We start from the raw sequence: 22,528 nt of genomic DNA on the forward strand, positions 1-22,528 counted from the left end.
CTTTTAAACCAGAGCCTGAAGCAGCAGGCGGCAGCATTCCATTCCAACACCGATTCCTAAAGCCAGAGAAGCCGCGATGACGAAGGCTTCGATGATGCGGGCGGCGCCTGACATATAGTCTCCTTCCAGCGTATCGCGGATCCCGTTTGTCATGGCAAGACCGGGAAGAAGCGCCATGATAGAACCGGCGATAGCAGGTTCGGCCAAAAGCTCAGGGAGGATCAACGTTTGAATCGCAATACAGGTAAACGCCATAAAAAAGGAGGCGAACATATTGAATACAAAGTCGTTTAGGTGAAGCCGCCGGTTTAAGATGCGACTGATCATAAAGTAGAGGCCATTGAACGCGGATACAAAACATTCCGCAGGACCGCCTCCCAGTATTAACGTAAAAAACGCTGCCGTTAAAACCATGCAGAGGTAAGTTAACCATTCCGGATAGCGGACTGGGGTCAGATTTTTTAATTGCTGAAATGTTTCTGAAAGATCCAACTCGCCTTGACAAAATTGGCGGGAGATGGTATTGACCTGATCAATGACACCTAAATTTGTACTTTTACTGGAAACACGGCGGTTTAAACTGATCGTACCCGCTTTGGAACTTTCCAGGGTAATCATAATACCGGTGGTAACGACAAATGCTTCGCAGTGTTCAAAGCCAGAGGTGCGAAGAATCCGGCGGATGGTATCTTCTACGCGGAATGTCTCCGCCCCTGCTTTTAACATGATTTCACCGGCTAAAACGGCGGTATCCGCTAAAACGCGATATTTTTCTTCCATTTTGGGGTTCTCCAAAGATAACAAAATTTTATCTAAAAGAAATAACTAGGCGCTTTCTCTTTTTTCTTAACCGAGTGTAGCATAGGGAAACCTAGATTTCAAGGTGCGTGGAAAAAAAGAGCTAGATTTGTCAGATCGGAATTCTATCGGACAAATCTAGCTCTTAGAGTAAGTTAGTTGCTGGAAATAAAAGTACTGTAGCCCTTGCCACGCAAAACCTGTTCCATGCGGATGGCGTTTTCCAGATTGCGGAAGGCGCCGACCTGGACCTTGTAGAGGCCGTCCCGCAATACTGTGAATGCCGGAAAACCTTCGGAAATCAGTTTATCCCTCAGACGGTCTGCATTGCTGCGGCTGGCAAAGGCGCCGGCCTGAACACGGTAGAAAATATCGCTTGGCGGATCATTTTCATTTAGCGTTTCAGTGATCCCATCGGCAATCGCCCCAGCAATTTCTTCTAATTTTTCATCGAATAAGGCATTGTCTTTCTCATTGTTGATAAAGCCAGCCTCGATTAAAACGGCAGGCATTTCCGTTCGGCGTAATACCACCAGACCGGGGCGCTCAATGACGCCGCGGTTGCCAAATCCAAGTTTTGCCAGCTCCGCGTTGATATTTCTGCCTAGTTCTCCCGGAAGGCCGGTGTCTTTGTAAACCAAGGTTTCCACACCGGTGGAGGTATTTGGCTGCTCCACGGAATTTCGGTGGATGGAGACGAACAAATCACCCCCGGAATTGTTGCCAATGACCGCCTTCTCATAGGGCGTATTGTAGACATCGGAGGTACGGGTATAGACGACGTTATACCCGGCTCTTTTTAAAATATCGCCAAGCGCCAGCGCGAGCCGAAGCGTATCATCGGATTCCTTCCTGCCCTGATAGACCGCTCCCGGATCCCGGCCGCCATGACCGGCATCGATAATAATAGTTTCTGCCACGGAAAAACTCCTATATCTGTTTTCTATCAGCATATGCGGTATAGATTGCCTCGGTGAATGCTTTGATCAAAGGAACGGTGTCTGAAAGAAGATAAGACAGAGCGCCTTTGGAGGCAAGGAGACAATGATACGATCGGGAAAGATTCTTTGGATTTGGGGATTGCTCTTACGGCTGACCTTCGCTATAATGACTAGAGTAGAAAATTTTTCGCTGGCATTTGCGGAGAAGCCGCAATCACCAAAAATGAAGAGAAATTTTGAGGGAATTATGAAAAGACAAATATGGAGAGTATGTAGTGTCCTTTTAGCTATTCTTTTGGTCTTTGGACCGGCTCCGGAACTTTTTGCAGCGGGCGGGCGGACAGACCGGGTTACGGTGGACTACCGAAGTATCAGCGGATGGCCGGCGGGGCCGGAGATCAACTCAGAAGCCGCCTGCCTGATTGATTTACAGACCGGCGCTGTGCTCTATGAAAAAAATGCGGATGAAGTGTTATACCCGGCCAGTATTACGAAAGTTTTGACCGCATTGCTAATCGTAGAAAACTGCGATTTAAACGGGATGGTAACGTTTTCCCATAATTCGGTAACGGATTTGGATTCCGATGGAATCAGTGGGCTGATGGCGGAGGGAGATCAGCTTTCGGTCAAAGACTGCCTTTATGTGCTGATGTTAAAGTCTTCCAACGAAACGGCTTATGCTCTTGCGGAATACATGTCCGGTTCTGTGGAGGCTTTTGCCGAAGAGATGAACCGGAAGGCGAAAGAATTGGGAGCGACGCATTCCAATTTTGCCAACCCTCACGGGCTTTTTCATGAAAATCACTACACGACGGCAGAAGATATGGCTCGTATTTTTTGGGGAGCAATACAGAACGACCTATTTTTAGAGATCGATTCCACACCACGCTATACGGCCGCTGCTACGACGCCTTGGCCCAATGGATTTACGGTGGATATGCGCCATCAAATGTTGGTGCCTGGTTCGGAATATTATGATGCGGATGTGGTAGCCGGAAAGACAGGATATATTCAGAAGGCTCAGAATACGTTGGTTACGTATGGGGTTCGGGGAGAGCGTGAATTGGTGTGCGTCACGTTGAAAGCTGAAAGCAGAGCCCAATCTTTTGAGGATACGAAAAAATTATTGGATTATGGCTTTGATCAGTTTTCTGTCTACGATGCCGCAGCCCAAGCGGACATGGCAGCGCTTCAAGCGGAGGCGTCGAAATCTTTAAATAATGTGGAAAGCCTTACGCTTGATGAAAATGGATTTCTGCTGCTGCCGAAAGAGGCGGATTATTCCAACGTAGATGTGGCATTGACCATGGGAGAACCGGAGACCAATGATTCTTGCTCCGGACAGCTGGTCTATTCGTATCAGGGACAAAAAATCGGCGAGATTCCAATAACGGCCAAAATGAAATCTGCTCCTAAACCTTCCGATGGAAATTTGCCGGAGACAACTCTGGCAGCGCCTTCTACGTTTGAGACGTCAAAGGAAAGCACAGATAATGCTGGATTTTTTTCAGGATGGAGCGCTTGGCAGATCACGGCGGCTTGTCTTTTGTGCGCCCTTGCTTTGGTGGTTCTTTTCCTGGTAATTTTCCAGTGGGCAATTCATCGGCGGAGAAAGAAACTGCGAGAACAGAGAAGGAGAAATAGACAACGGTATCAATAAAAAGGTAATCTGGTAGGATACTCCGTATTGAATAAAAAACCCTCTTTTCAAAGGTGGAAATATATGCTATCATATATAGTAATAAAAACTGCATGTTTTCCAGGAGGGTTATTGTGAAGTATAAGATTGTTGTGGACAGTTGTAGCGATTTGACGGAGGAAGTAAAGGAAGAGGGCTATTTTCGCACCGTTCCTTTGACGCTTCAAGTGGGCGGAAAAAGTTTCATTGACGATGAATCTTTTCAACAAAAAGAATATATTCGTCTGGTGAAAGAGAGTTCGGAGTGTGCAAAGACGGCGTGTCCGTCCCCGGAAGCATTTTTCCGCGCCTACGAGGAGAACGACGCGGAGATGGTATTTGTCGTTACCTTGTCCCAGCAATTAAGCGGTACGTATAACAGCGCAATATTAGGAAAAAAGATGTATGAGGAAGAGTATCCTGGGAAGAAAAACATTCATGTGGTAGATTCGGAATCGGCATGCTGTGGGGAAACCCTGATTGGATTTAAGATTCAAGAGCTGGCGGAAGCTGGCCTTGATTTTGAGGAGATTGTGAAACGGGTGGAGGCTTATCGGGACGAGCTTAAGACGTATTTTGTTCTGGAAGATCTGGATACTCTGCGGAAAAATGGCCGTTTGACCGGTTTGGCGGCGATACTGGCCACTGCTCTCCACATTAAACCGGTGATGTCCGCCAGAAAGGGCGTTATCATCAAGCTGGATCAGAGCCGCGGGATTCAGAGGGCTTTGAAAAAGATGGTAGATATCGTCGTGGAAAACTGCAAAAATTCTGAGGAAAAGATTTTGGGGATTACCCATGTGAATTGCCCGGAGCGGGCTGTGGCAGTGAAAGAGATGCTGTGCAGCCGTCTATCTTTTAAGAAGGTATATGTGGTGAACGCCGCCGGGGTCAGTACCACTTACGCCAACGATGGAGGAATTGTCGTAACGGTTTGATGTGAGAGAAAATCGTAAATCATGAATAAAATGGGCAAGCCCTTTACGAGCGAAGGGTTTGCCCATTTTGTGTTACATACGTTTTTACGAAGGAAATAACTTGCTTTGTTACAAACGCTTGGCGTTTTCTATTAGAAGATTGGTCACCTGTTCGTTTAAAAGGATCATTTTCAGATAGCCCTCTCCATAAAATTCCTCATAGGAACGGTAATCTGCGGTGCCCATGTTTTCCGTGAAGTAAAGGATGAGGTCTTCCTCGGTCACTCCCAGGGAGGCGTCCTCGGCAATGGCCTGTACAATCATTCGGCGCTTGGCGGAATTATTTAAATCCTCGGCGGACTTTTCCACCAGCTCGTCCACGGATGCCACGCCCATCATCGTCGTTAAAAAGGTATTTAAATCCACACCATACATGGCGGCATTGCTGGTATAGTACTGAATCATCTGGCCCTTTTCATATTCCAATACGGCTTCCGGTACCTCGGAGATAGTAGAATTCTCCATCAGGTAGTTCCAGATAAATTCCGACTCCGCGGATTTTTGCAGGTCGGAGCGAATCCCTTCTTTCATCTCATCCGCCGTATTCCAACCGTATTGAGCCTGGAAATTTTCTTTTACAAAATCGTCGGTCAGCTCCGGTGTGATCATTTCCCCTTCAATATAGTTGATAGTGGTAACGAAAACAGCGTCTTTGCCATTGAGCTCTTCTTTTCCGTAATTCTCCGGGAAGGTGACTTCCACCTGAATGGTCTCGCCGGGTTTGTGGCCGATTAACTGCTCCAGAAAATCGTCGATGTAGTTGGTCACACCAATCGTTACGCTTGTCCCGGCTCCCCTTGTGGTGCCGCCTTCAAATTCTACACCGTCGATGCTGCCCACATAATCGATGTTGACAGTATCGCCGTCAACGACTGCGCGGTCGGTTACTTGTTCCGCCTTTGCATAAGCGCTGAGCTGCGTATCAATGGAGGTCTGAATTTTTTCCTCCGTGATCGTGTGCACGTCGGCAGGAATCTCGATTCCCTGATAAGAGGGAAGCGTAACGTAATCCAGCGCTCTCAAATTTTCAAAAAAGCCGTCTTCGGTCAAACCCTCGCTATATTGATAAGCAGCTGTGGTTTCCGCTGCGGCGGAAGTGCTTTCCGTACTGGCGGCTGAGCTGGTTTCCGCTGCCGTTGTTTCCACAGAAGAGGTGGCTTCCGGCGTTTCCGTAGGGGTTGTCTGTTTTGTACAGCTAGTAAGAAGCGCTGCCGTCATAGAAGCCGCTAAGAAGAGACAGCTCCACTTTTTTCCTTTTTTCATCATATCGATTCCTTTCCATTCCAATCGCCGGGATAAAATCATGGCGAAGACTGTTTTTTATTATACACGATTTTTGACGAGAGTGTATGAAACTTTTATGAATTGTGAAAGGTTTTGAAGATTTAAAACCGTAAAGTTATAAAATCTTTACGAAATTAAAAAGAAATTTAGAGCGGAAACACAAATTGTTAAAATGTGGAGGCTAGAATAAGACAAAAGAAGGCGTATTTTATTAGAGTTCAGGGAAAAGACGCCTCGTAGGGGAATAGAGAAAAGAGGAAGGAATACGAACACATGGGTAAGATTATTGGAATTGATCTGGGGACGACCAATAGCTGCGTTGCGGTTATGGAGGGTGGAAAGCCGGTGGTAATCCCGAATGCGGAAGGGGCCAGAACCACGCCGTCTGTGGTTGCCTTTTTAAAGGATGGAGAGCGAATCGTTGGAGATCCGGCAAAGAGGCAGGCGGTGACCAACAGCGAGAAAACCATTTCCTCGATCAAACGCCAGATGGGCAGTCAGAAAAAGCGCCCGATTGACGGTAAGAAATATTCGCCGGAGGAAATTTCAGCGATGATTCTTCAGAAGTTGAAGAAGGATGCGGAGGATTATTTGGGGGAGGCCGTTACGGAGGCGGTTATCACGGTACCGGCTTATTTTAGCGACGGACAGAGAAAGGCCACCAGAGACGCTGGAAAGATAGCGGGGTTGGAAGTAAAGCGTATTATCAATGAACCTACGGCGGCGGCCTTGGCCTATGGGCTGGATAATGAACAGGCTCAAAAGATTTTGGTATATGATCTGGGCGGCGGAACCTTTGACGTTTCGATTATTGAGATCAGCGAAGGCCTAATTGAAGTGCTGGCGACCTCCGGAGACAATCAGCTGGGCGGAGACGATTTTGACCAGAGAGTCGCGGACTATCTGCTTCGGGAATTTAAAAAGCAGGAAGGGATCGATCTGTCCAAAGATAAAATGGCGTTAAAGCGAATTCAGGAGGCAGCGGAAGAGGCAAAGAAGGCCTTATCCACTTCCACGGAGACGAACGTCAACTTGCCCTTTATTACCATGGGAAAGGATGGCCCCAGGCATCTGGACATGTCCTTGACACGGGCAAAGTTTAATGAATTGACCTTTGATCTGGTGGAACGGACGGCAGAGCCTGTGAAAAACGCCATAAGGGATGCGGGAATCACCGAGCAGAATCTGGGGCGCGTGCTTTTAGTGGGCGGCTCCACCCGAATTCCGGCAGTGCAGGATAAAGTCCGCGCGTTGACGGGAAAGGAACCCAGCCGGAATCTGAATCCGGACGAAGCCGTGGCTCTTGGCGCGGCGATTCAGGGCGGAAAGCTGGCGGGAGACGCGGGACTAAATGAAATTCTTTTGATGGATGTCACGCCGTTATCCCTGTCCATCGAGACGGTTGGAGGAGTGGCGACCCGTTTGATCGAGAGAAATTCCACGATTCCGACGAGAAAAAGCCAGATTTTTTCTACGGCGGCCAACTTTCAGCGTTCGGTGGAAATTCATGTACTCCAGGGAGAGCGTCAATTTGCCCGTGATAACAAGAGCCTAGGCAAATTCCGGTTAAATGGGATTCGCCGCGCCATGGCAGGCGTGCCGCAGATTGAAGTTACCTTTGATATCGATGTGGATGGAATCGTCCATGTATCCGCAAAAGATTTGGGGACCGGGAAGGAACAGAGTATTACGATTACCTCCGGATCAAATTTGTCGGACGATGAAATTGAGCGGGCAGTACAAAATGCTGCCCAATATGCCGCGGAGGATTCCAGCCGAAAAGAGCGTCTGGATATAAAGAATGAGGCGGAACGGTTGATTTTCCAGGTGGATCAAGGGCTTCGCAAGGAAAAGAAGACGCTGGATAAAAACGTAAAGAACCAAATCAAAACGGATATGGCGGCTTTGCAGCGTTTGCTGCGGAAAGCAAAACCGGAGAAGATGACGGATGGGGATTACGAGGCGATTCGTTTGGCGATGGATGCGCTGAAAAACTCAGCGGCGGAGCTTTTGACCGGGGAAGAATAAAGAGGGTTGCAATCTCTGCGTTCTTTCGGTATACTGATAACAGAATGAGGAACAGGTGGAGGGTCGGCAAATCGCCGGCCCTTTTTATCAATGAGGTTCCTTTGTCAAAAGATCGTGGTGAGAAGAAGTATAGGAATTGTTTGTTTTGACACAGAAACCTTTATTATAAAAAATTGTTATCGAGAGAGGATAGGTCATGCCGCTTCAACTGCTTCTTGGGGCTTCCGGAACCGGAAAAACGACAATTTTATATGAAAAACTGATTGCCTCTGCCACGGTCCATCCGGATTTGCGCCATATTGCGCTGGTTCCAGAACAGTTTACTATGGAGACGCAGCGAAGGCTGGTTTCTATGCACCCCAACCATGCAATTTTAAATATTGATATATTAAGCTTTGAACGTCTGGCTTACCGGGTATTTGAGGAGCAGAATCTGGAAGAGCTGCAAATCCTGGATGATATCGGCAAAAATATGCTTTTGCGTCGGGTGGCTGGGAAGAAGAAAAAGGAGCTTACGGTTTTTCAAAAGAATCTTGGCAGGGCGGGATTTATCAGCCGCATGAAGTCCATGCTTTCGGAACTTTACCAATACGGCGTTGGCGAGGACGAATTGCGGGCGATGGCGGAACAAGTAAAAGACCAGCCCCTTCTGTCGCAAAAGCTGGCGGACATTTTGGTGTTTTATCAGGCCTTTTCCGAGGAGATGGGGCGAGGGACCATTCCGGCGGAGGAGCTTTTGTTGATTTTGGCAAAAACTCTGCCCAACTCGGAATTCCTAAAGGGCGCGGTGGTTGCCATGGATGGATTTACCGGCTTTACACCGGTGCAGTATCGAATTCTTCGAGAGATGTTTTGTCAATGCCGTCTGGTAACCATTGCCATGACGCTTCCGGAAGGGATACCCTTGGAACCGGTGGAAGATTTTGAACTTTTTTCTGTCAGCAAAAAGAGCGTGCGAAAATTAAAGGAGACTGCCGGCACGGTCAAAGACTCCGTGGAAATCTTTTACGCGCCATGCCCTTCCTCCGGACCGGTGCGGCTGGCGGGCCAGAGTGACCTCGTTCATCTGGAGAGATATCTATTTCGATACGGAGCGGACGCTTCAAAAGCAGGGAGGCCTCAGGGAATTTCGATTCATCTGGCAAAGAATCCTGCTCATGAGTCGGAATTGGCAGCGGCCAAGATCCGGCAGCTGGTGCAGACAGAAGGGCTGCGCTACCGGGAGATTGCCGTGGTGACGGGTGATCTTGCCGGGTACCGTCCTTATCTAGTGAAGTCTTTGGAGCAAGCGGAGATCCCTTATTTCATGGATGTAAAAAAAGGGCTGATAGGGAATCCTTTGGTGGAATTGGTTCGGAACGCACTGGAAGCGGTAGAGAAGAATTTTCCCTATGAGGCGGTCTTTGGCTGCTTGCGGACCGGTCTTGGCCCTTTGACCAGGGAAGAGACGGACCTTTTGGATAATTATGTACATGCAACGGGTAAAAGAGGGGCTTCCGCCTGGAAAAAGGAGTGGAAGGAGCCCTGCCGCGGTCATGAGTTTCTGGATTTTGAAGAGATCAATCGCCTGCGGGAGATGGCCGTGAAGCCGCTGTTTCAATTAAAGGAGCAGATGAAAGGAACCGTTCGGGAGGCTGTGGAAGGAATTCGGCTTTTTCTTTGTGAGTTGGAAGCGAAGGAAAAGATGGATGTTCTGGCGGAAGGGTTTGAGGAATGCGGCGATTACCGGAAGGCGGAAGAATATGAGCGGGCGATGGAATGTCTGGAAGAACTTCTGGAAAAGATGGAGCGACTGTTGGGAGACGAGCATCTGCCTTTTTCCGAGTTTTGCGATGTCTTGGATGCTGGGTTTGCGGAGGTAAAGCTGGGGTCGATTCCTTCTTGCCTGGATCAGGTGCAGGTTGGCGACATCGAACGGAGCCGTTTGACGGACATCAAGGCGCTGCTGTTTCTGGGGATGAACGATGGGATTGTGCCTGCCCCCGGCGGAAGCGGCGGGATTTTGTCAGATGAGGAACGGGAATGTTTGGAACCGGTGACAGAGGCTTTGGCGCCGACAGCAAAAAAGAAAGCCTTTATGGAGCGTTTTTATCTCTATAGTCTGCTGACAAAGCCTTCTCGTTTTCTGTGGCTGTCCGCCAGCAAACTTTCCGGAAATGGGGAAGCCAGGCAGCTTTCCTCTGTGGTCTCACAGCTGTGCCGGATTTTTCCGGATTTACCGGTAGAAGACGAGGAGGAAACGCAAAAGATTTACAGCAAAAATAGCGCCAGAGAAGTGCTGGCCGCTGGAGCCGGGCACCTTCGTGAGGGCGAGCCGGAGGAATGGTGGCTGGAGCTTTACCAGCTTTTAAAAGATTGCGGCGGGGAGGAAGAGCGGTTAGAGCAGGTGTTAAATGGCTGCTTTTTCCATTATCAGGATGGAAAGTTAAGTCGGGCGGCAGCCAGGGCCGTTTATGGAGATGTATTGTCTGGAAGCGTGACCAGGCTGGAACGTTATGCCGCCTGTGCATACGCGCAGTTTTTAACCTATGGCCTGCGCCTTTTCGAGCGGGCGGAGTATGAGTTTGGCGGCATGGACAGGGGAAGTTTTTTCCATAAGGCTTTGGAAACGTTTTTCCGCTGTCTGAAGGAAGAAGAGCTTTCTCCCGCAGACGTGACGGAGGAAAAAAGAAAAGAGCTGACAGATCGCTGTATGGAAGGCGCGTTGGCCTCTGTGAGCAGCGGGATTCTGAATTCCTCTGCAAAGAACGCTTACTATGTCGAGCGATGGAGAAGGATGATCGATCGAACCATATGGGCGCTTTGCGAGCAATGGAAGGAGGGAGACTTCCGGCCGGAAGCGGCGGAGCTTGCCTTTGACGGCCGTCAGGCGTCTGTGATGAATTGGGATTTGGGGAATGATTCCCAAATGTATTTAAGAGGTTTGGTGGACCGGCTGGATATCTGTGAGGATGGGGACAAGCGTTATGTGAAAGTGGTAGACTATAAAACAGGTGGAACCACGCTGGATTTGAATGGAATCTACCATGGCCTTCAAATGCAGCTGGCGGTATATTTGGACGCGGTGCTTGAGATGGAGCAGCGGAAACACCCGGAGAAGATGATTGTTCCGGCGGGGGTATATTATTATCACCTGGAAGATCCGGTGGTAGACGGCAACGGGTCTTCCTCCGAGGAAGAGCTGGATGCCTGCAGAAAAAAGGCTCTGCAGCTTCGAGGATTGACCAATGAGGCGGAGGAAGCCGCCGCTCACATGGAGGCTGTTTTGGGCGAGAAGATCAGCGAAGAACAGTTTGGTTTTCTTCGCCGGTTCGTCCGCCGAAAGGTTCAGGCATTTGGCGCGTCGATTTTAGACGGAGATATTGCGGTATCCCCCTATCAAAGGAAAAAAGAATCGGCCTGTGATTTTTGCGCTTTTGGGGCCGTTTGCGGCTTTGACCCGAAGCTGCCAGGCTACCGGACCCGGCGGTTAAGGGAACAAAAGGCCGCTGATATTTGGACGAAAATCGAGAAAGGAGAGGAAGAAAATGGCGGCACAGTGGACGAGCGCCCAGCAGGCGGTGATTGACTCTAGAAATTGTAATCTTCTAGTGGCGGCTGCTGCGGGAAGCGGAAAAACGGCTGTGCTGATCGAGCATATTTTATCCCGGATTTTGGATGAAAAGCAGCCGGTAGATATGGATCGCCTTTTGATCGTGACATTTACCAAAGCGGCGGCGGCGGAGATGCGGGAGCGCCTAACCAGAGCGCTGGAAGAGGCAATGGAGAAGAATCCTAAAAATTTCCGGTTGGAGCGCCAAATTTCGCTTCTTCCCCATGCCCACATTTCCACCATCGACAGTTTTTGTATGTGGGTGGTAAAAAATCATTTTCCACTGCTGGATTTGGACCCGGATTTTCGAGTAGGGGAGGACGGAGAGCTAAAGCTTCTTCGAGGGGATGTTTTGGATACGCTTTTGGAAGAACGCTATCAGGAACAAGATCCGGATTTCCTTTCTTTTGCGGACGCCTATGCAGGCGGAAAAAATGATGCGGCGTTGGTAGAACTGATCCTTCAGCTTTATGACTTTTCCCAGAGCGCCCCTTATCCCAAAGAATGGCTGGACAGCTGCCGAAAACGATACGGGGAAGAAAATTCTTGTCTGGACGATTTTCCCTGGGCGAAGGAGGCGATGGAAAGAGGAAAAAGAAAATTGGAAAGCCTGAAAAGGCAGCAGGAGCAGGCAATCGCGGAGATTCAGCAGATTCCTGACGTCGCCGCTTACGGTCCGATGTTTTTGGCAGACCGGGAGTTGGTGGAAACGCTCCTTGCGCCGGAAACGTTTTCCGATTGGGCGCGCACCTTATCCCAGGTGAAATTTTCAAGAAAGCCTTCCAAGCGGGGGATGGATGAGGCGCGGGAAGTACAGGAACGGCTTTCCTCCCTGAGGGATTTTATCAAAGCGGAGGTGGAGACGCTGCGGAAAAAGTATTGTCTGGATGAGCCGGAAAGCATGTTTGAGACGATTCGCGCCCTGGAAAAACCGATGAACGTGCTGATTGACCTGACGGAAGCGTTTGCCGACGCCTATCTGGCGGCCAAGAAGGAGCGGAATCTGGCAGAATTTTCCGATGTGTCTCACTGGGCGCTGGAGCTTTTGGACGGGCCCAGTGAATTAGCGCTTTCCCTGGGAAAGCAATTTGATGAGATCGCCGTGGATGAGTATCAGGATAGTAATCTGATTCAAGAGCGAATTTTAACGGCTATTTCCGGTATCCACCGGGGGCAGCCAAATCTGTTTTTCGTTGGCGATGTGAAGCAGAGTATTTACAAATTTCGCCAGGCAAAGCCGGAACTTTTTCTGGAAAAATATGAGACCTATTCCAATGAGGCGGACGCAAGAGAGCGGAAAATCGACCTAAACAAGAATTTCCGAACCCGTCCCTGTATTTTAGACGCGGTCAATCATCTGTTTTTTCAGTTGATGGGAAAAGAATTGGGTGGGATTGCCTATAACAAAGATGCGGCTCTTTACCCTGGGGCCTCCTACCCGCCGGACGTGGAGCCAATTGAACTATTATATGGAGAATGCGAGGAATCGACAGACAGCCGGGAATGGGAGGCAAAGATCATTGCCGGGAGAATTCGCGAACTGATGGATCCGGATACGGGAATGCAGGTATGGGATGCGAAACGTGGAGAGTCCCGGCCCTTGCAGTTCCAGGATATCATTATTTTGCTGCGCACCACGGAAGGGTGGGCAGATGAATTTGCTTCCCTGCTGACTGCGGAAGGAATCCCTGCGGTCACACAGGAAAAAAAAGGGTATTTCAGCGCCATTGAAGTGCAGGTGATGCTGAATCTTTTAAAAATCATCGACAATCCGTGTCAGGATATTCCTTTGGCTGCGGTACTTCTTTCTCCGATTGGCGGATTAGATGAGGAAGAATTGGCTATGCTGCCAAAAGAAGAGGGGCCGGAACAGGTGGGATTTGACACCAGCTTGTACAGCCGATGTCGGAGATGGGGCGGAGAAAAACTGCAGAAATTTTTAAAACGTCTGGATTGGTATCGGGAGTGCGCGGTTCATCTGCCCATTTATGAGTTGTTGGATTTGGTGATGGAGGATACTTCCTATGGTTTATATTTATCCGCCCTTCCTTTAGGAGCCATGCGCCGGGCCAATATCGATATGCTGCGGGAAAAGGCTATGGAGTTTGAGTCTACCAGTCTCCATGGGCTGTTTCAGTTTAACCGGTATATGGAGAAAGCGCAAAAATATGAGGTGGATTATGGCCCGGCTTCCATTCGTTCGGAGCAGGACGATCTGGTGCGTATCACCAGCATCCACAAGAGTAAAGGACTGGAATACCCGGTGGTTTTTGTGGCGGGCCTTTCCAAGCCGTTCAATTTGCAGGATGCCAGGAAACGGGTGATTTTCCATGAGGAAGGCGGCATCGCGTCGGATGTGATCGATGGGAAACGTATGGTAAAAATGCCATGTCTTTACAAACAGGCGTTGGCGGATCAGACCGTCCGGGAGACGAAGGGGGAGGAACTAAGGATTCTCTATGTGGCTTTGACCAGAGCGAGGGAAAAGTTGATCTTAACGGCGTCCGGAAAAAGCTTGGCGGATGCAAAGGCAAAGAGTCAGATGGCGTGCAGCTTTTGTGACCCTTTGCTTCCAGGATGGTTTTTGGAAACTGCAAATTCGTATTTGGACTGGGTTTTGATGGCTTTGGCCAGAGATGTGCATGGATTTTTGGTAAGAAATATTCCGATGGAGGAATTGATCGTTCGGGAAACCGAATCGTTGGGGCGGAGCCAATGGCTTCGGGCTGCGCTGGAATCCGGCGCAATTCCTGGAACAAACCCGGAATTGCGGGAGGAGTGGGAGTCTCGTCTGACCTACCGATATCCCTACGAGGCGCTGACTCGTGTAAAATCTGCTTATTCGGTGTCGGAATTGAAAGAAAACCGGCTGCCAGAAGAAGACAGAAAAGAAAAGCGGAAGCGGGCGGAGGAGAGCGCATCCCGCCACTCGGATGAGGAGGGTGGAAATCTTGACGGCGCGGAACGTGGGACGGCTTACCATAAGGTGATGGAAGTATTGTCCCCGGAGGACGGCACGGATACAGAGAAGATTCGAGCCCAGGTGGAGCGGCTGTTTCCAGAGCGTCCGGAATTGGTTCAATCGATTCGTGCGGAGGAGATCGCTGCTTTCTATCGGTCTGAGCTGGGAGCGCGCACGATTCATGCGGCCAGAAACAAAAAGCGTCAGACCGAGCACCCCTTTGTCATGGGGATACCTGCATCAGAGTTGTCTGAAAAGGTTCAGGGGGATGAATTGGTCTTGGTGCAGGGAATCATTGATTTATATTTGGAGGAGGAAGACGGGCTTGTCCTGATCGATTATAAGACCGATTCGGTGGGAGAATCGGTTCTTCTGGCCAGGTACCGCGGGCAGTTAGCCTATTATAAGATGGCTTTGGAGCGTGCGGTGGGGAAGCCAGTAAAAGAGGCATGGATTTATTCATTTCCTTTAAGAAAGGCGGTTGAGGTATGGAGATGATTGATTTTATCGACAGCGAGAGAGTTCCAGGGCGTGGTTATCATGGCAACGCAGGACGGAAGCAGGCATATTTCCACGACGGCACGCTTTGGATGGTGAAATTCCCGCAGAATACAAGGGGACTGGAAGGAAAGCATTTGCCTTCCTATACTTCCAGTCCGCTTAGCGAATATATTGGCTCTCATATTTATGATTCTCTGGGCATTCCTGTGCATGAAACGGTTTTGGGAAGATGCCAGGGGAAAATTGTAGTGGGCTGCAAAGACTTTACGGTACATGCGGAATTGATGGATTTTCACCAGATCAAGAATACGATGGATGAAGATTTGATTTCAGGAAGTTTTGGTTCTTCTGCAAGCGGTGAGCGTTTAAGTGATGTCCTGAGGGTGATCGAACATGCGGAAGAATTTGCCGCAATGCGTGACGAAGTAAAGGAGCGTTTCTGGGATATGTTTGTTACGGATGCGTTTATCCTCAATAATGACCGCAACAATGGAAACTGGGGGATATTGGTCGATCGGTTTCATATCCAATTAGCGCCTGTATTTGATAATGGCAATGCACTTTATAATAAAAGAAATCCGTCTCTTACAGAACGGCGTTTGACAGAACCTGCCTTATTGGAACAGGATGCCTTGCAGGGAAGATCGTTCTTCACAGACGATGAGGACCACCATATTCATCCGTTCCGCTTTCTTGCATCCATGGAAAATGAGGATTGTAATGCGGCGGTACTTCGCTTTGCGGAGCGTTTGGACCTAGAGAAAGTGAATGCTCTTATCGATGGGGTTCCGGAGCAGGCGTTTGGCTTGCCGGTTATGTCGCAGGTGCAAAAGGAGTTTTATAAGAATCTTCTTAAAATGGGATATGAAAAAGGAATTCAGCCGGTTGTTGCAAAATTGAGACCTTTTTGATATAATACCTTCAATTGGCAAGGGCACACATGCTTTTGTTAATGGAAGGTAATGGACCTGATAAAGGGTGGAACAGGAGGCATTCATATGGGAAAAGAAACGGAAGGCAGAAGCACTCATGTCATCCATGAAAAGGATAAAATCGGCCAGGTGATTATTGCAGACGAGGTGTTTGCGATTATTGCGGGGTTGGCGGCTACGGAAGTAGACGGCGTACACTCGATGGCGGATAACATCACAAAAGAATTGATCGCAAAGTTAGGGATGAAAACCCTTTCCAAAGGCGTAAAGGTCGAGTTGATGGAGGATAAGGTGTCTGTCTATATGGCTCTGAACATTGAGTTCGGCTACCAGATTCCTCAGGTATCTTCCCTGGTGCAAGAGCGGGTAAAAGCTTCTATCGAAAATATGACTGGGTTTACCGTGCTGGATGTGAATATCAAGATTGCCGGCGTTGTCGTCGATAGAGACCGGCAGTAACGAAAGGCAGAACATGACACGAAGACAAGTGAGAGAACACACGTTTAAGGCGCTGTTTCAGAAAGAGTTCTGCGATCACGAAGAATATCGGGAACGGTGTGAGCTGTACGTTGGCGAGCTGGAAGAACTGCCAGAAGACGGAAAAAGAGAGATCAAGGAACGGGCGCTTTTGGTGGAGAGCCATCTGGAGGAACTGGACGAAAAGCTGGACGTGGTAGCGGAAGGCTGGAAGACCAGGCGGATGGGAAAAGTGGAACTGACGGTTCTGCGTCTGGCGGCCTATGAGATCTTGTTCGATGAACAGGTTCCGGCAAAGGTGGCGATCAACGAGGCGGTAGAGCTTGCAAAGATATACGGGGGAGAAGATTCTCCCGGCTTTATCAATGCTATTTTGGGAAAATTGGTGAAAGGTCTTGACGAGGTCGATGAAACGGACCGCAAATGTTTATAAAGTAGGTCAGGTCAATGCCTACATCAAAAATTTATTTGCTATGGACTACGCCCTTCGCTCGATTGTGGTGAAGGGCGAAGTTTCTAATTGTAAGTATCATTCTTCTGGTCATATTTATTTTACGTTAAAGGATGAGACGGGCACTCTCTCGGCAGTCATGTTTGCCGGGCAGCGGGCTGGTCTCCGCTTTCGGTTAGAGGAAGGCCAGAAAGTGCTTGTTTCCGGCAGTATTATGGTCTATGAGCGGGACGGAAAATATCAGCTCTACGCCAGAGAGATCACGTTGGACGGCATCGGTGATCTGTACGCGCGTTTTGAAGAATTAAAGCAGCGGTTAGGGGAAATGGGAATGTTTGCCCCGGAATATAAGCAGCCCATTCCGCGTTTTGTAAAGAGGGTGGGGATTGTAACTTCTCCAACGGGAGCCGCTATTCGGGATATTGTGAATATCGCGGGCAGGAGAAACCCTTACGTTCAGCTTATTCTCTACCCGGCCCTGGTGCAGGGAGAACAGGCGGTGAGAAGTATCGTGAGAGGAATCGAAACCTTGGACTCGATGGGACTGGACTGTCTGATCGTCGGACGGGGCGGCGGTTCGATCGAAGATCTCTGGGCTTTCAATGAGGAGCCGGTGGCGCGTGCTATTTTTGATTGCCAGACCCCAGTGATCTCTGCGGTGGGCCATGAGACGGATACGACTATTGCGGATTTTGTGGCGGATCTTCGGGCCCCGACTCCATCGGCGGCAGCGGAATTGGCGGTCTATGATGTGTATGAATATATGGAACAGCTGGAACAAAGGCGGTTATCGCTGCGTCGGCTGATGAATGGAAAGATTGGAGAACAGAAGCTGCGTCTGACAGCGGAGGAGCGCCGTCTAGAGCGTCTGCATCCCCAGTACCAGCTGGGGCAGAGAAGCCAGCAATTAGCCAATGCAAGACGGCTTTTAGACGATCTGATCCGACGCCGTCTGGAATCCTGCCGTCAGCAGCTGGCGGTGGCGGCGGCGAGACTTTCCGGGGTATCGCCGCTTACAAAGTTGGAACAAGGGTATGCCTATGTGACCGGAGAGTGCGGAGAGAATATCAAATCCGTGGAACAGGCGCCGCCGGGAAGCCGAATTACAGTTCGTCTTGCCGATGGAAAACTAGAGAGCGTGGTAAAGGAGCGGATATCCGATGGAAGAGAATAAGAAGCAGACGATAGAGGAAGCATTTGAACGTTTGAACCAGGTCTTGAACGAGATGGAATCGGGCGAGCATTCCTTGGAGGAAACCTTTTCCCTCTATGAGGAAGGATTGAAGCTGGTACGCCTTTGCCATGAAACCGTGGATAAGATGGAAAAGAAGCTGATTGTTCTGGAAGGGCAGGAAACAGCGGATTCGATAGAGTAAAAGGGAAAGATAAGAAAGACGGGGAGGAAGAGATTCGAATCATGGAAGCGCAAGATACCAAGCAGAATTGGTTAACAGAAGAGCAATCGGCTGAATCGATGGAAACCGTTTTAAAAAAATATCTGCCGGAGGAAAACGGTTTTCAAAAGAATCTGACGGCTGCGATGAATTATAGTGTTCTGGTGGGGGGAAAGCGAATTCGTCCGCAGATGATGGCGGCTTCCTATCGCTTGTTTGGAGGGCAAGGGAAAGAAATCGAGCCCTTTTTGGCCGCCATTGAGATGATTCATAGTTATTCGCTTGTCCATGACGATTTGCCGGCCATGGACAATGATACGCTGCGCCGCGGGAAGCCGACCACCTGGTCCGCTTATGGTGAGGCAGCGGGAATTTTAGCAGGAGACGGACTTCTGACCTATGCCTTTGAAACCTGCGCCAAAGCATTTGCGCTGGGAGGAAAGCCGGAACAGGTTGGACGCGCGATAGGGATTTTGGCGGAAAAAGCTGGAATCAGCGGGATGGTCGGAGGACAGGCAGTAGATGTGGAACTGAGCGGAAAACCGGTATCCGCAGAGCAGCTGGACTTTATTTACCGCTTGAAGACAGGGGCGCTCTTGGAGGCGGCTTTGATGATTGGGGCCGTTTTGGCCGGAGCATCGGAAGAACAGGTAAAGCAGATGGAGAAAGTGGCTTCCGACATCGGCATGGCATTTCAAATTCAGGACGATATCCTGGATGTGACCAGCACGGAAGAAGAACTGGGCAAACCCATCGGCAGCGACGAGAGAAACCAGAAGACCACCTATGTAACTCTATATGGTCTAGATGCCGCTAGAGCGGAGGTAAAGCGCTTGTCCGAGAGCGCAATTCAGCTTTTACAGACTCTTCCGGGAGACAGTACATTTTTCCAGCATTTTGTTCGGAAGTTGGAGAGCCGTTCTTACTAAAAGAGTGGAGGGCGGAAGCAGGGGGATTTCGAGATGATTTTAGATCAGATCCAGAAACCAAATGATATAAAAAATATTGATCCCAAAGATTACAGCCAGCTTGCGGAAGAGATTCGGGAATTCCTTCTGGAAAAAATCAGCGTCACCGGCGGACATTTGGCTTCCAATCTGGGCGTAGTGGAGCTGACCATGGCGCTGCATCTGGCTTTTGATTTACCGAAGGATAAATTGATCTGGGATGTAGGCCATCAGTCCTATACCCATAAGCTTTTGACAGGACGGAAAGAAGACTTTGACGAGATTCGTTGTTACGGGGGCATCAGCGGTTTTCCAAACCGAAAGGAAAGCGTTTGCGACGCGTTTAATACAGGACATAGCTCTACGTCGATCTCTGCTGGCCTTGGGATGGCCCACGCCAGGGATTTGAAAGGCGAAGATTATTCCGTGGTGTCGGTGATCGGTGACGGCGCCTTGACCGGCGGTATGGCCTATGAGGCGTTGAACAATGCGTCTCGGCTGAAAAGCAATTTTATTATTGTTTTAAACGACAACAATATGTCGATATCTGAGAATATCGGCGGAGTATCCCGAATGCTTGGAAATCTCCGCACTGCGCCCCAGTATAATGACCTTAAGGCGAATGTCACGCAGAATCTGTCCAGGGTTCCTGGCATCGGAAACCAGTTGGTAAAACGGATCAGTATGGCCAAGCAGGGAATTAAACAGCTGTTTATTCCCGGAATGTTTTTTGAAAATATGGACATCACTTATCTGGGGCCGGTGGACGGCCACGATATTCCGATGATGATAAATGTATTCCAGGAAGCGCGCCGGCTGAACCGGGCGGTTGTGGTCCATGTGATGACAAAAAAGGGACGGGGATACGAGCCGGCGGAACGGCATCCGGAGGCTTATCACGGCGTGAATCCTTTTGTGGTGGAGACTGGAAAGCCCAAAAAGGAAAAGCGAGAGCCGAATTATACCGATGTCTTTTCCAAAGTGTTTTGCCAGATGGCGGAGAAGGATGAGTCTATCGTGGGCATTACGGCGGCTATGCCGGACGGCGTTGGATTAAAACGGTTTCATAAGCTCTATCCGGAGCGGTTTTTTGATGTGGGAATTGCGGAAGAGCATGGAGTAACCTTTGCGGCCGGGCTGGCGGCTGGCGGAATGAAGCCATATTTCTGCGTGTATTCTTCTTTTTTACAGAGGGCCTATGATCAGATTATCCATGATGTCTGTATCCAGAATTTGAATGTGACCTTTGCCATTGACCGGGCGGGACTGGTGGGAAGCGATGGAGAGACCCACCAAGGGCTTTTTGATCTATCTTTTTTGCAGACCATTCCAGGTATGAGTATTTTAGCGCCCAAAAATTGCTTTGAGTTGGCGGATGCGCTGCGTTTCAGCGCGGAATTTGAAGGACCTTTGGCTATCCGCTATCCAAGAGGAACTGCGTCTAAGAAGATGAAATCGTTCCGGGCGCCGATTGTATATGGAAAATCGGAAATCCTATATGAAGAAGAAGAGATCGCGCTATTTGCCGTGGGAACCATGGTAGAGACGGCCTGTCAGGTTCGGAACCAGTTGAAAGCACGAGGATATAACGTCAGTCTGGTAAACGCACGTTTTGTGAAACCGTTGGACGAAGAGATGCTGGAATATCTGGCTAGGGGACATAAAGTTTTGGTGACCATGGAAGAAAACGTCCAAAGCGGCGGTTTTGGAGAGCATGTGACTGCCATCTGCACGAAGAAAAAACTTCCGTTCCATATCATTTCCGTGGCGATTCCCAATTCCTATGTGGAGCATGGAAATGTGGACATCCTGAAGCATGAAATTGGGATTGACGCGGAAGGCGCGCTGCATACGATTCTGAAGGAGTTAGAATGAAAGAACGTTTGGATATACTAGTAGTAAAGCGAAATCTGGCGGAATCCAGAGAAAAGGCGAAGGCTTTGATTATGGCCGGGGAGATCTTTGTGGCTGGGCAGCGGGAGGACAAGCCTGGCTCCACCTTTGACGATACGGTGGAAGTCGCCTTGCATGGCAGCGCGCTTCCCTATGTAAGCCGCGGCGGGTTAAAGCTGGAGAAGGCCATGAAGCAATTTGGCGTCGTCCTTTCCGGAAAAATTTGTATGGATGTGGGAGCCTCCACCGGTGGTTTCACCGACTGTATGCTGCAAAATGGAGCCGTAAAGGTCTATGCTGTGGACGTGGGCTATGGGCAATTGGCTTGGAAACTGCGGCAGGATGAGCGCGTCGTCTGTATGGAGAAGACTAATATTCGATATTTACTGCCAGAACAGCTGGCGGAGCCGGTGGCATTTGCTTCCATCGACGTCTCTTTTATCTCGCTGACGAAAGTTTTGGAGCCGGTACGGCAGCTTTTGACAAAGAACGGGGAAATCGTCTGTCTGATTAAGCCCCAATTTGAGGCTGGGCGGGAAAAAGTTGGGAAAAAAGGAGTTGTTCGCGAGAAAAGCACCCATCTGGAAGTGATTGAAAAAGTGATCGCCTATGCAAAAAGTATTGGTTTTACTGTTTTGAATCTGGATTATTCTCCGATCAAAGGCCCAGAGGGGAATATCGAATATTTGCTGTATTTGACAAAGGATATTTCCAAGGAAGAAAATCCGGTCAGCCCGAAAGGAGTGGTAGAGAGTGCCCATCAAAGTCTCTGACAGTGGAAAAAAGCTGAATCATTTTTATATCATTACCAATGAGACCAAGGACGTCAATTTTGAGACCACCAACATGATAAAAAATTACCTCCATAAGCGTGGAAAGTCTTGCTGGGTTCGTCCAGAGGCAAAGGGAGCCGAGCAGTCCATGTGCCGCCAGACCTTGGAGAGTGAAATCCCGGCAGAGGCAGAATGCGTGATTGTGTTGGGCGGCGATGGAACGCTGCTGCGGGCGGCCCGCAACCTGGTCAATCTGGGATTGCCGTTTTTGGGAATCAATCTGGGACATCTCGGCTACCTGACCGAGGGGGACCGCAACAGTATTACGGGAATTTTAGAGCGGGTGATTGCCGAGGAATATTTTATGGAGGAGCGGATGATGCTCCGGGGACGATTAAAAAAGAAAGACGGACGGGTGATCAGCGACGATGTAGCGTTAAACGATATCACCATCAATCGAAGCCGTTCCCTGCGTGTCATCAAATTTAAACTATATGTAAACGGGGAATTCCTTTACCTGTATACGGCTGATGGGATCATCATTTCCACGCCGACGGGGTCTACGGCATATAATTTATCCTGCGGCGGTCCTGTGGTGGAGCCGACGGCGAAGCTGTTTGTGGTTACGCCGATTTCGCCACATTCCCTGAATAATCGGAGCCTGATTCTTTCCTCCACCGATACCATTGAACTGGAACTTTTAGGTTCCGATAAGGATTTGGATTCTCAGGTAGAGTATGTGACTTACTATGATGGGGATTCTATCGTACAGATGGAGCCGGGGGATCGACTGGAGATCGTTCGGGCGGAGCAGGTGACGAAGATCCTGAAATTGAGCACCATGAGCTTTTTAGAGACCTTACGGATAAAAATGTCCTAGACCGACAACGGAGGAAAAGC

General features: G+C 49.3%; 17 protein-coding genes. 14 read left to right on the forward strand and 3 right to left on the reverse strand.

Going from position 1 to position 22,528, the window contains the following annotated elements; all coding sequences use genetic code 11:
- Nucleotides 1-3: 3 nt before the first annotated feature.
- Nucleotides 4-780, reverse strand: coding sequence for a threonine/serine exporter family protein (locus ACCC71_RS06755; RefSeq protein ID WP_434311658.1), 777 nt, complete (start codon nt 778-780; stop codon nt 4-6).
- 173 nt (nt 781-953) lie between these two features.
- Nucleotides 954-1,751 (reverse strand): N-acetylmuramoyl-L-alanine amidase, encoded by a 798-nt coding sequence (locus tag ACCC71_RS06760; RefSeq protein ID WP_434311659.1) that lies wholly within the window; start codon nt 1,749-1,751, stop codon nt 954-956.
- A 235-nt stretch (nt 1,752-1,986) separates the two neighbouring features.
- On the opposite strand from ACCC71_RS06760, the gene ACCC71_RS06765 reads away from it, so the two are divergent.
- Both ACCC71_RS06765 and ACCC71_RS06770 read left to right on the forward strand, forming a co-directional pair.
- The gene (locus tag ACCC71_RS06765; protein ID WP_434311660.1) at nt 1,987-3,399 is read left to right on the forward strand and encodes a D-alanyl-D-alanine carboxypeptidase family protein; all 1,413 of its coding nucleotides are present in this window, start codon (nt 1,987-1,989) and stop codon (nt 3,397-3,399) included.
- Between the two features lie 113 nt (nt 3,400-3,512).
- Entirely contained in the window at nt 3,513-4,355 is an 843-nt protein-coding gene (locus tag ACCC71_RS06770; protein WP_434311661.1) for a DegV family protein, read from the forward strand.
- A 108-nt stretch (nt 4,356-4,463) separates the two neighbouring features.
- Here ACCC71_RS06770 and tig read toward each other — a convergent pair whose 3' ends face one another.
- The gene (tig, locus tag ACCC71_RS06775) at nt 4,464-5,660 is read right to left on the reverse strand and encodes a trigger factor (RefSeq protein ID WP_434311662.1); all 1,197 of its coding nucleotides are present in this window, start codon (nt 5,658-5,660) and stop codon (nt 4,464-4,466) included.
- Nucleotides 5,661-5,951: 291 nt separating this feature from the next.
- On the opposite strand from tig, the gene dnaK reads away from it, so the two are divergent.
- The 12 genes from dnaK (at nt 5,952) to ACCC71_RS06835 (ending at nt 22,508) form a co-directional block, all read left to right on the forward strand.
- Nucleotides 5,952-7,706 (forward strand): molecular chaperone DnaK, encoded by a 1,755-nt coding sequence (gene dnaK / locus ACCC71_RS06780; RefSeq protein ID WP_434311663.1) that lies wholly within the window; start codon nt 5,952-5,954, stop codon nt 7,704-7,706.
- Nucleotides 7,707-7,902: 196 nt separating this feature from the next.
- Nucleotides 7,903-11,274, forward strand: coding sequence for a PD-(D/E)XK nuclease family protein (locus ACCC71_RS06785; RefSeq protein WP_434311664.1), 3,372 nt, complete (start codon nt 7,903-7,905; stop codon nt 11,272-11,274).
- Nucleotides 11,234-14,758, forward strand: a complete 3,525-nt coding sequence (gene addA, locus ACCC71_RS06790; RefSeq protein WP_434311665.1) for a helicase-exonuclease AddAB subunit AddA — start codon at nt 11,234-11,236, stop codon at nt 14,756-14,758. Before ACCC71_RS06785 ends, addA begins: the two co-directional genes overlap by 41 nt.
- Nucleotides 14,749-15,672, forward strand: a complete 924-nt coding sequence (locus ACCC71_RS06795) for a HipA domain-containing protein (RefSeq protein ID WP_434311666.1) — start codon at nt 14,749-14,751, stop codon at nt 15,670-15,672. Before addA ends, ACCC71_RS06795 begins: the two co-directional genes overlap by 10 nt.
- A gap of 87 nt (nt 15,673-15,759) precedes the next feature.
- Entirely contained in the window at nt 15,760-16,152 is a 393-nt protein-coding gene (locus ACCC71_RS06800) for an Asp23/Gls24 family envelope stress response protein (protein ID WP_434311667.1), read from the forward strand.
- Between the two features lie 13 nt (nt 16,153-16,165).
- Entirely contained in the window at nt 16,166-16,603 is a 438-nt protein-coding gene (nusB, locus tag ACCC71_RS06805; RefSeq protein WP_434311668.1) for a transcription antitermination factor NusB, read from the forward strand.
- Nucleotides 16,578-17,795: an exodeoxyribonuclease VII large subunit gene (xseA, locus tag ACCC71_RS06810; RefSeq protein WP_434311669.1), complete on the forward strand. Its 1,218-nt coding sequence runs from the start codon at nt 16,578-16,580 to the stop codon at nt 17,793-17,795. Before nusB ends, xseA begins: the two co-directional genes overlap by 26 nt.
- Nucleotides 17,782-17,997, forward strand: coding sequence for an exodeoxyribonuclease VII small subunit (gene xseB / locus ACCC71_RS06815; RefSeq protein WP_434311670.1), 216 nt, complete (start codon nt 17,782-17,784; stop codon nt 17,995-17,997). The genes xseA and xseB overlap by 14 nt, the downstream gene beginning before the upstream one ends.
- Before the next feature lie 41 nt (nt 17,998-18,038).
- On the forward strand, nt 18,039-18,944 hold the full coding sequence (locus ACCC71_RS06820) for a polyprenyl synthetase family protein (protein WP_434311671.1): 906 nt from the start codon (nt 18,039-18,041) through the stop codon (nt 18,942-18,944).
- Between the two features lie 33 nt (nt 18,945-18,977).
- The gene (gene dxs, locus ACCC71_RS06825) at nt 18,978-20,837 is read left to right on the forward strand and encodes a 1-deoxy-D-xylulose-5-phosphate synthase (RefSeq protein WP_434311672.1); all 1,860 of its coding nucleotides are present in this window, start codon (nt 18,978-18,980) and stop codon (nt 20,835-20,837) included.
- On the forward strand, nt 20,834-21,628 hold the full coding sequence (locus ACCC71_RS06830; protein ID WP_434311673.1) for a TlyA family RNA methyltransferase: 795 nt from the start codon (nt 20,834-20,836) through the stop codon (nt 21,626-21,628). The genes dxs and ACCC71_RS06830 overlap by 4 nt, the downstream gene beginning before the upstream one ends.
- Nucleotides 21,609-22,508, forward strand: a complete 900-nt coding sequence (locus tag ACCC71_RS06835) for an NAD(+)/NADH kinase (RefSeq protein ID WP_434311674.1) — start codon at nt 21,609-21,611, stop codon at nt 22,506-22,508. The genes ACCC71_RS06830 and ACCC71_RS06835 overlap by 20 nt, the downstream gene beginning before the upstream one ends.
- The last annotated feature ends 20 nt before the right edge of the window (nt 22,509-22,528 follow it).

It is taken from the genome of Hominifimenecus sp. rT4P-3 (assembly GCF_051055405.1).
GTDB lineage: Bacteria > Bacillota > Clostridia > Lachnospirales > Lachnospiraceae > Pseudolachnospira.

Excerpts from the sequence above, each read along its gene's own strand:
- ACCC71_RS06755 (WP_434311658.1), bottom strand. The coding sequence starts at position 780 with ATGGAAGAAAAATATCGCGTTTTAGCGGATACCGCCGTTTTAGCCGGT.
- addA (WP_434311665.1), top strand. The coding sequence starts at position 11,234 with ATGGCGGCACAGTGGACGAGCGCCCAGCAGGCGGTGATTGACTCTAGA.
- xseA (WP_434311669.1), top strand. The coding sequence starts at position 16,578 with ATGAAACGGACCGCAAATGTTTATAAAGTAGGTCAGGTCAATGCCTAC.
- ACCC71_RS06785 (WP_434311664.1), top strand. The coding sequence starts at position 7,903 with ATGCCGCTTCAACTGCTTCTTGGGGCTTCCGGAACCGGAAAAACGACA.
- ACCC71_RS06765 (WP_434311660.1), top strand. The coding sequence starts at position 1,987 with ATGAAAAGACAAATATGGAGAGTATGTAGTGTCCTTTTAGCTATTCTT.
- tig (WP_434311662.1), bottom strand. The coding sequence starts at position 5,660 with ATGATGAAAAAAGGAAAAAAGTGGAGCTGTCTCTTCTTAGCGGCTTCT.
- nusB (WP_434311668.1), top strand. The coding sequence starts at position 16,166 with ATGACACGAAGACAAGTGAGAGAACACACGTTTAAGGCGCTGTTTCAG.
- xseB (WP_434311670.1), top strand. The coding sequence starts at position 17,782 with ATGGAAGAGAATAAGAAGCAGACGATAGAGGAAGCATTTGAACGTTTG.
- ACCC71_RS06795 (WP_434311666.1), top strand. The coding sequence starts at position 14,749 with ATGGAGATGATTGATTTTATCGACAGCGAGAGAGTTCCAGGGCGTGGT.
- ACCC71_RS06760 (WP_434311659.1), bottom strand. The coding sequence starts at position 1,751 with ATGCTGATAGAAAACAGATATAGGAGTTTTTCCGTGGCAGAAACTATT.
- dxs (WP_434311672.1), top strand. The coding sequence starts at position 18,978 with ATGATTTTAGATCAGATCCAGAAACCAAATGATATAAAAAATATTGAT.
- ACCC71_RS06800 (WP_434311667.1), top strand. The coding sequence starts at position 15,760 with ATGGGAAAAGAAACGGAAGGCAGAAGCACTCATGTCATCCATGAAAAG.
- dnaK (WP_434311663.1), top strand. The coding sequence starts at position 5,952 with ATGGGTAAGATTATTGGAATTGATCTGGGGACGACCAATAGCTGCGTT.
- ACCC71_RS06820 (WP_434311671.1), top strand. The coding sequence starts at position 18,039 with ATGGAAGCGCAAGATACCAAGCAGAATTGGTTAACAGAAGAGCAATCG.
- ACCC71_RS06830 (WP_434311673.1), top strand. The coding sequence starts at position 20,834 with ATGAAAGAACGTTTGGATATACTAGTAGTAAAGCGAAATCTGGCGGAA.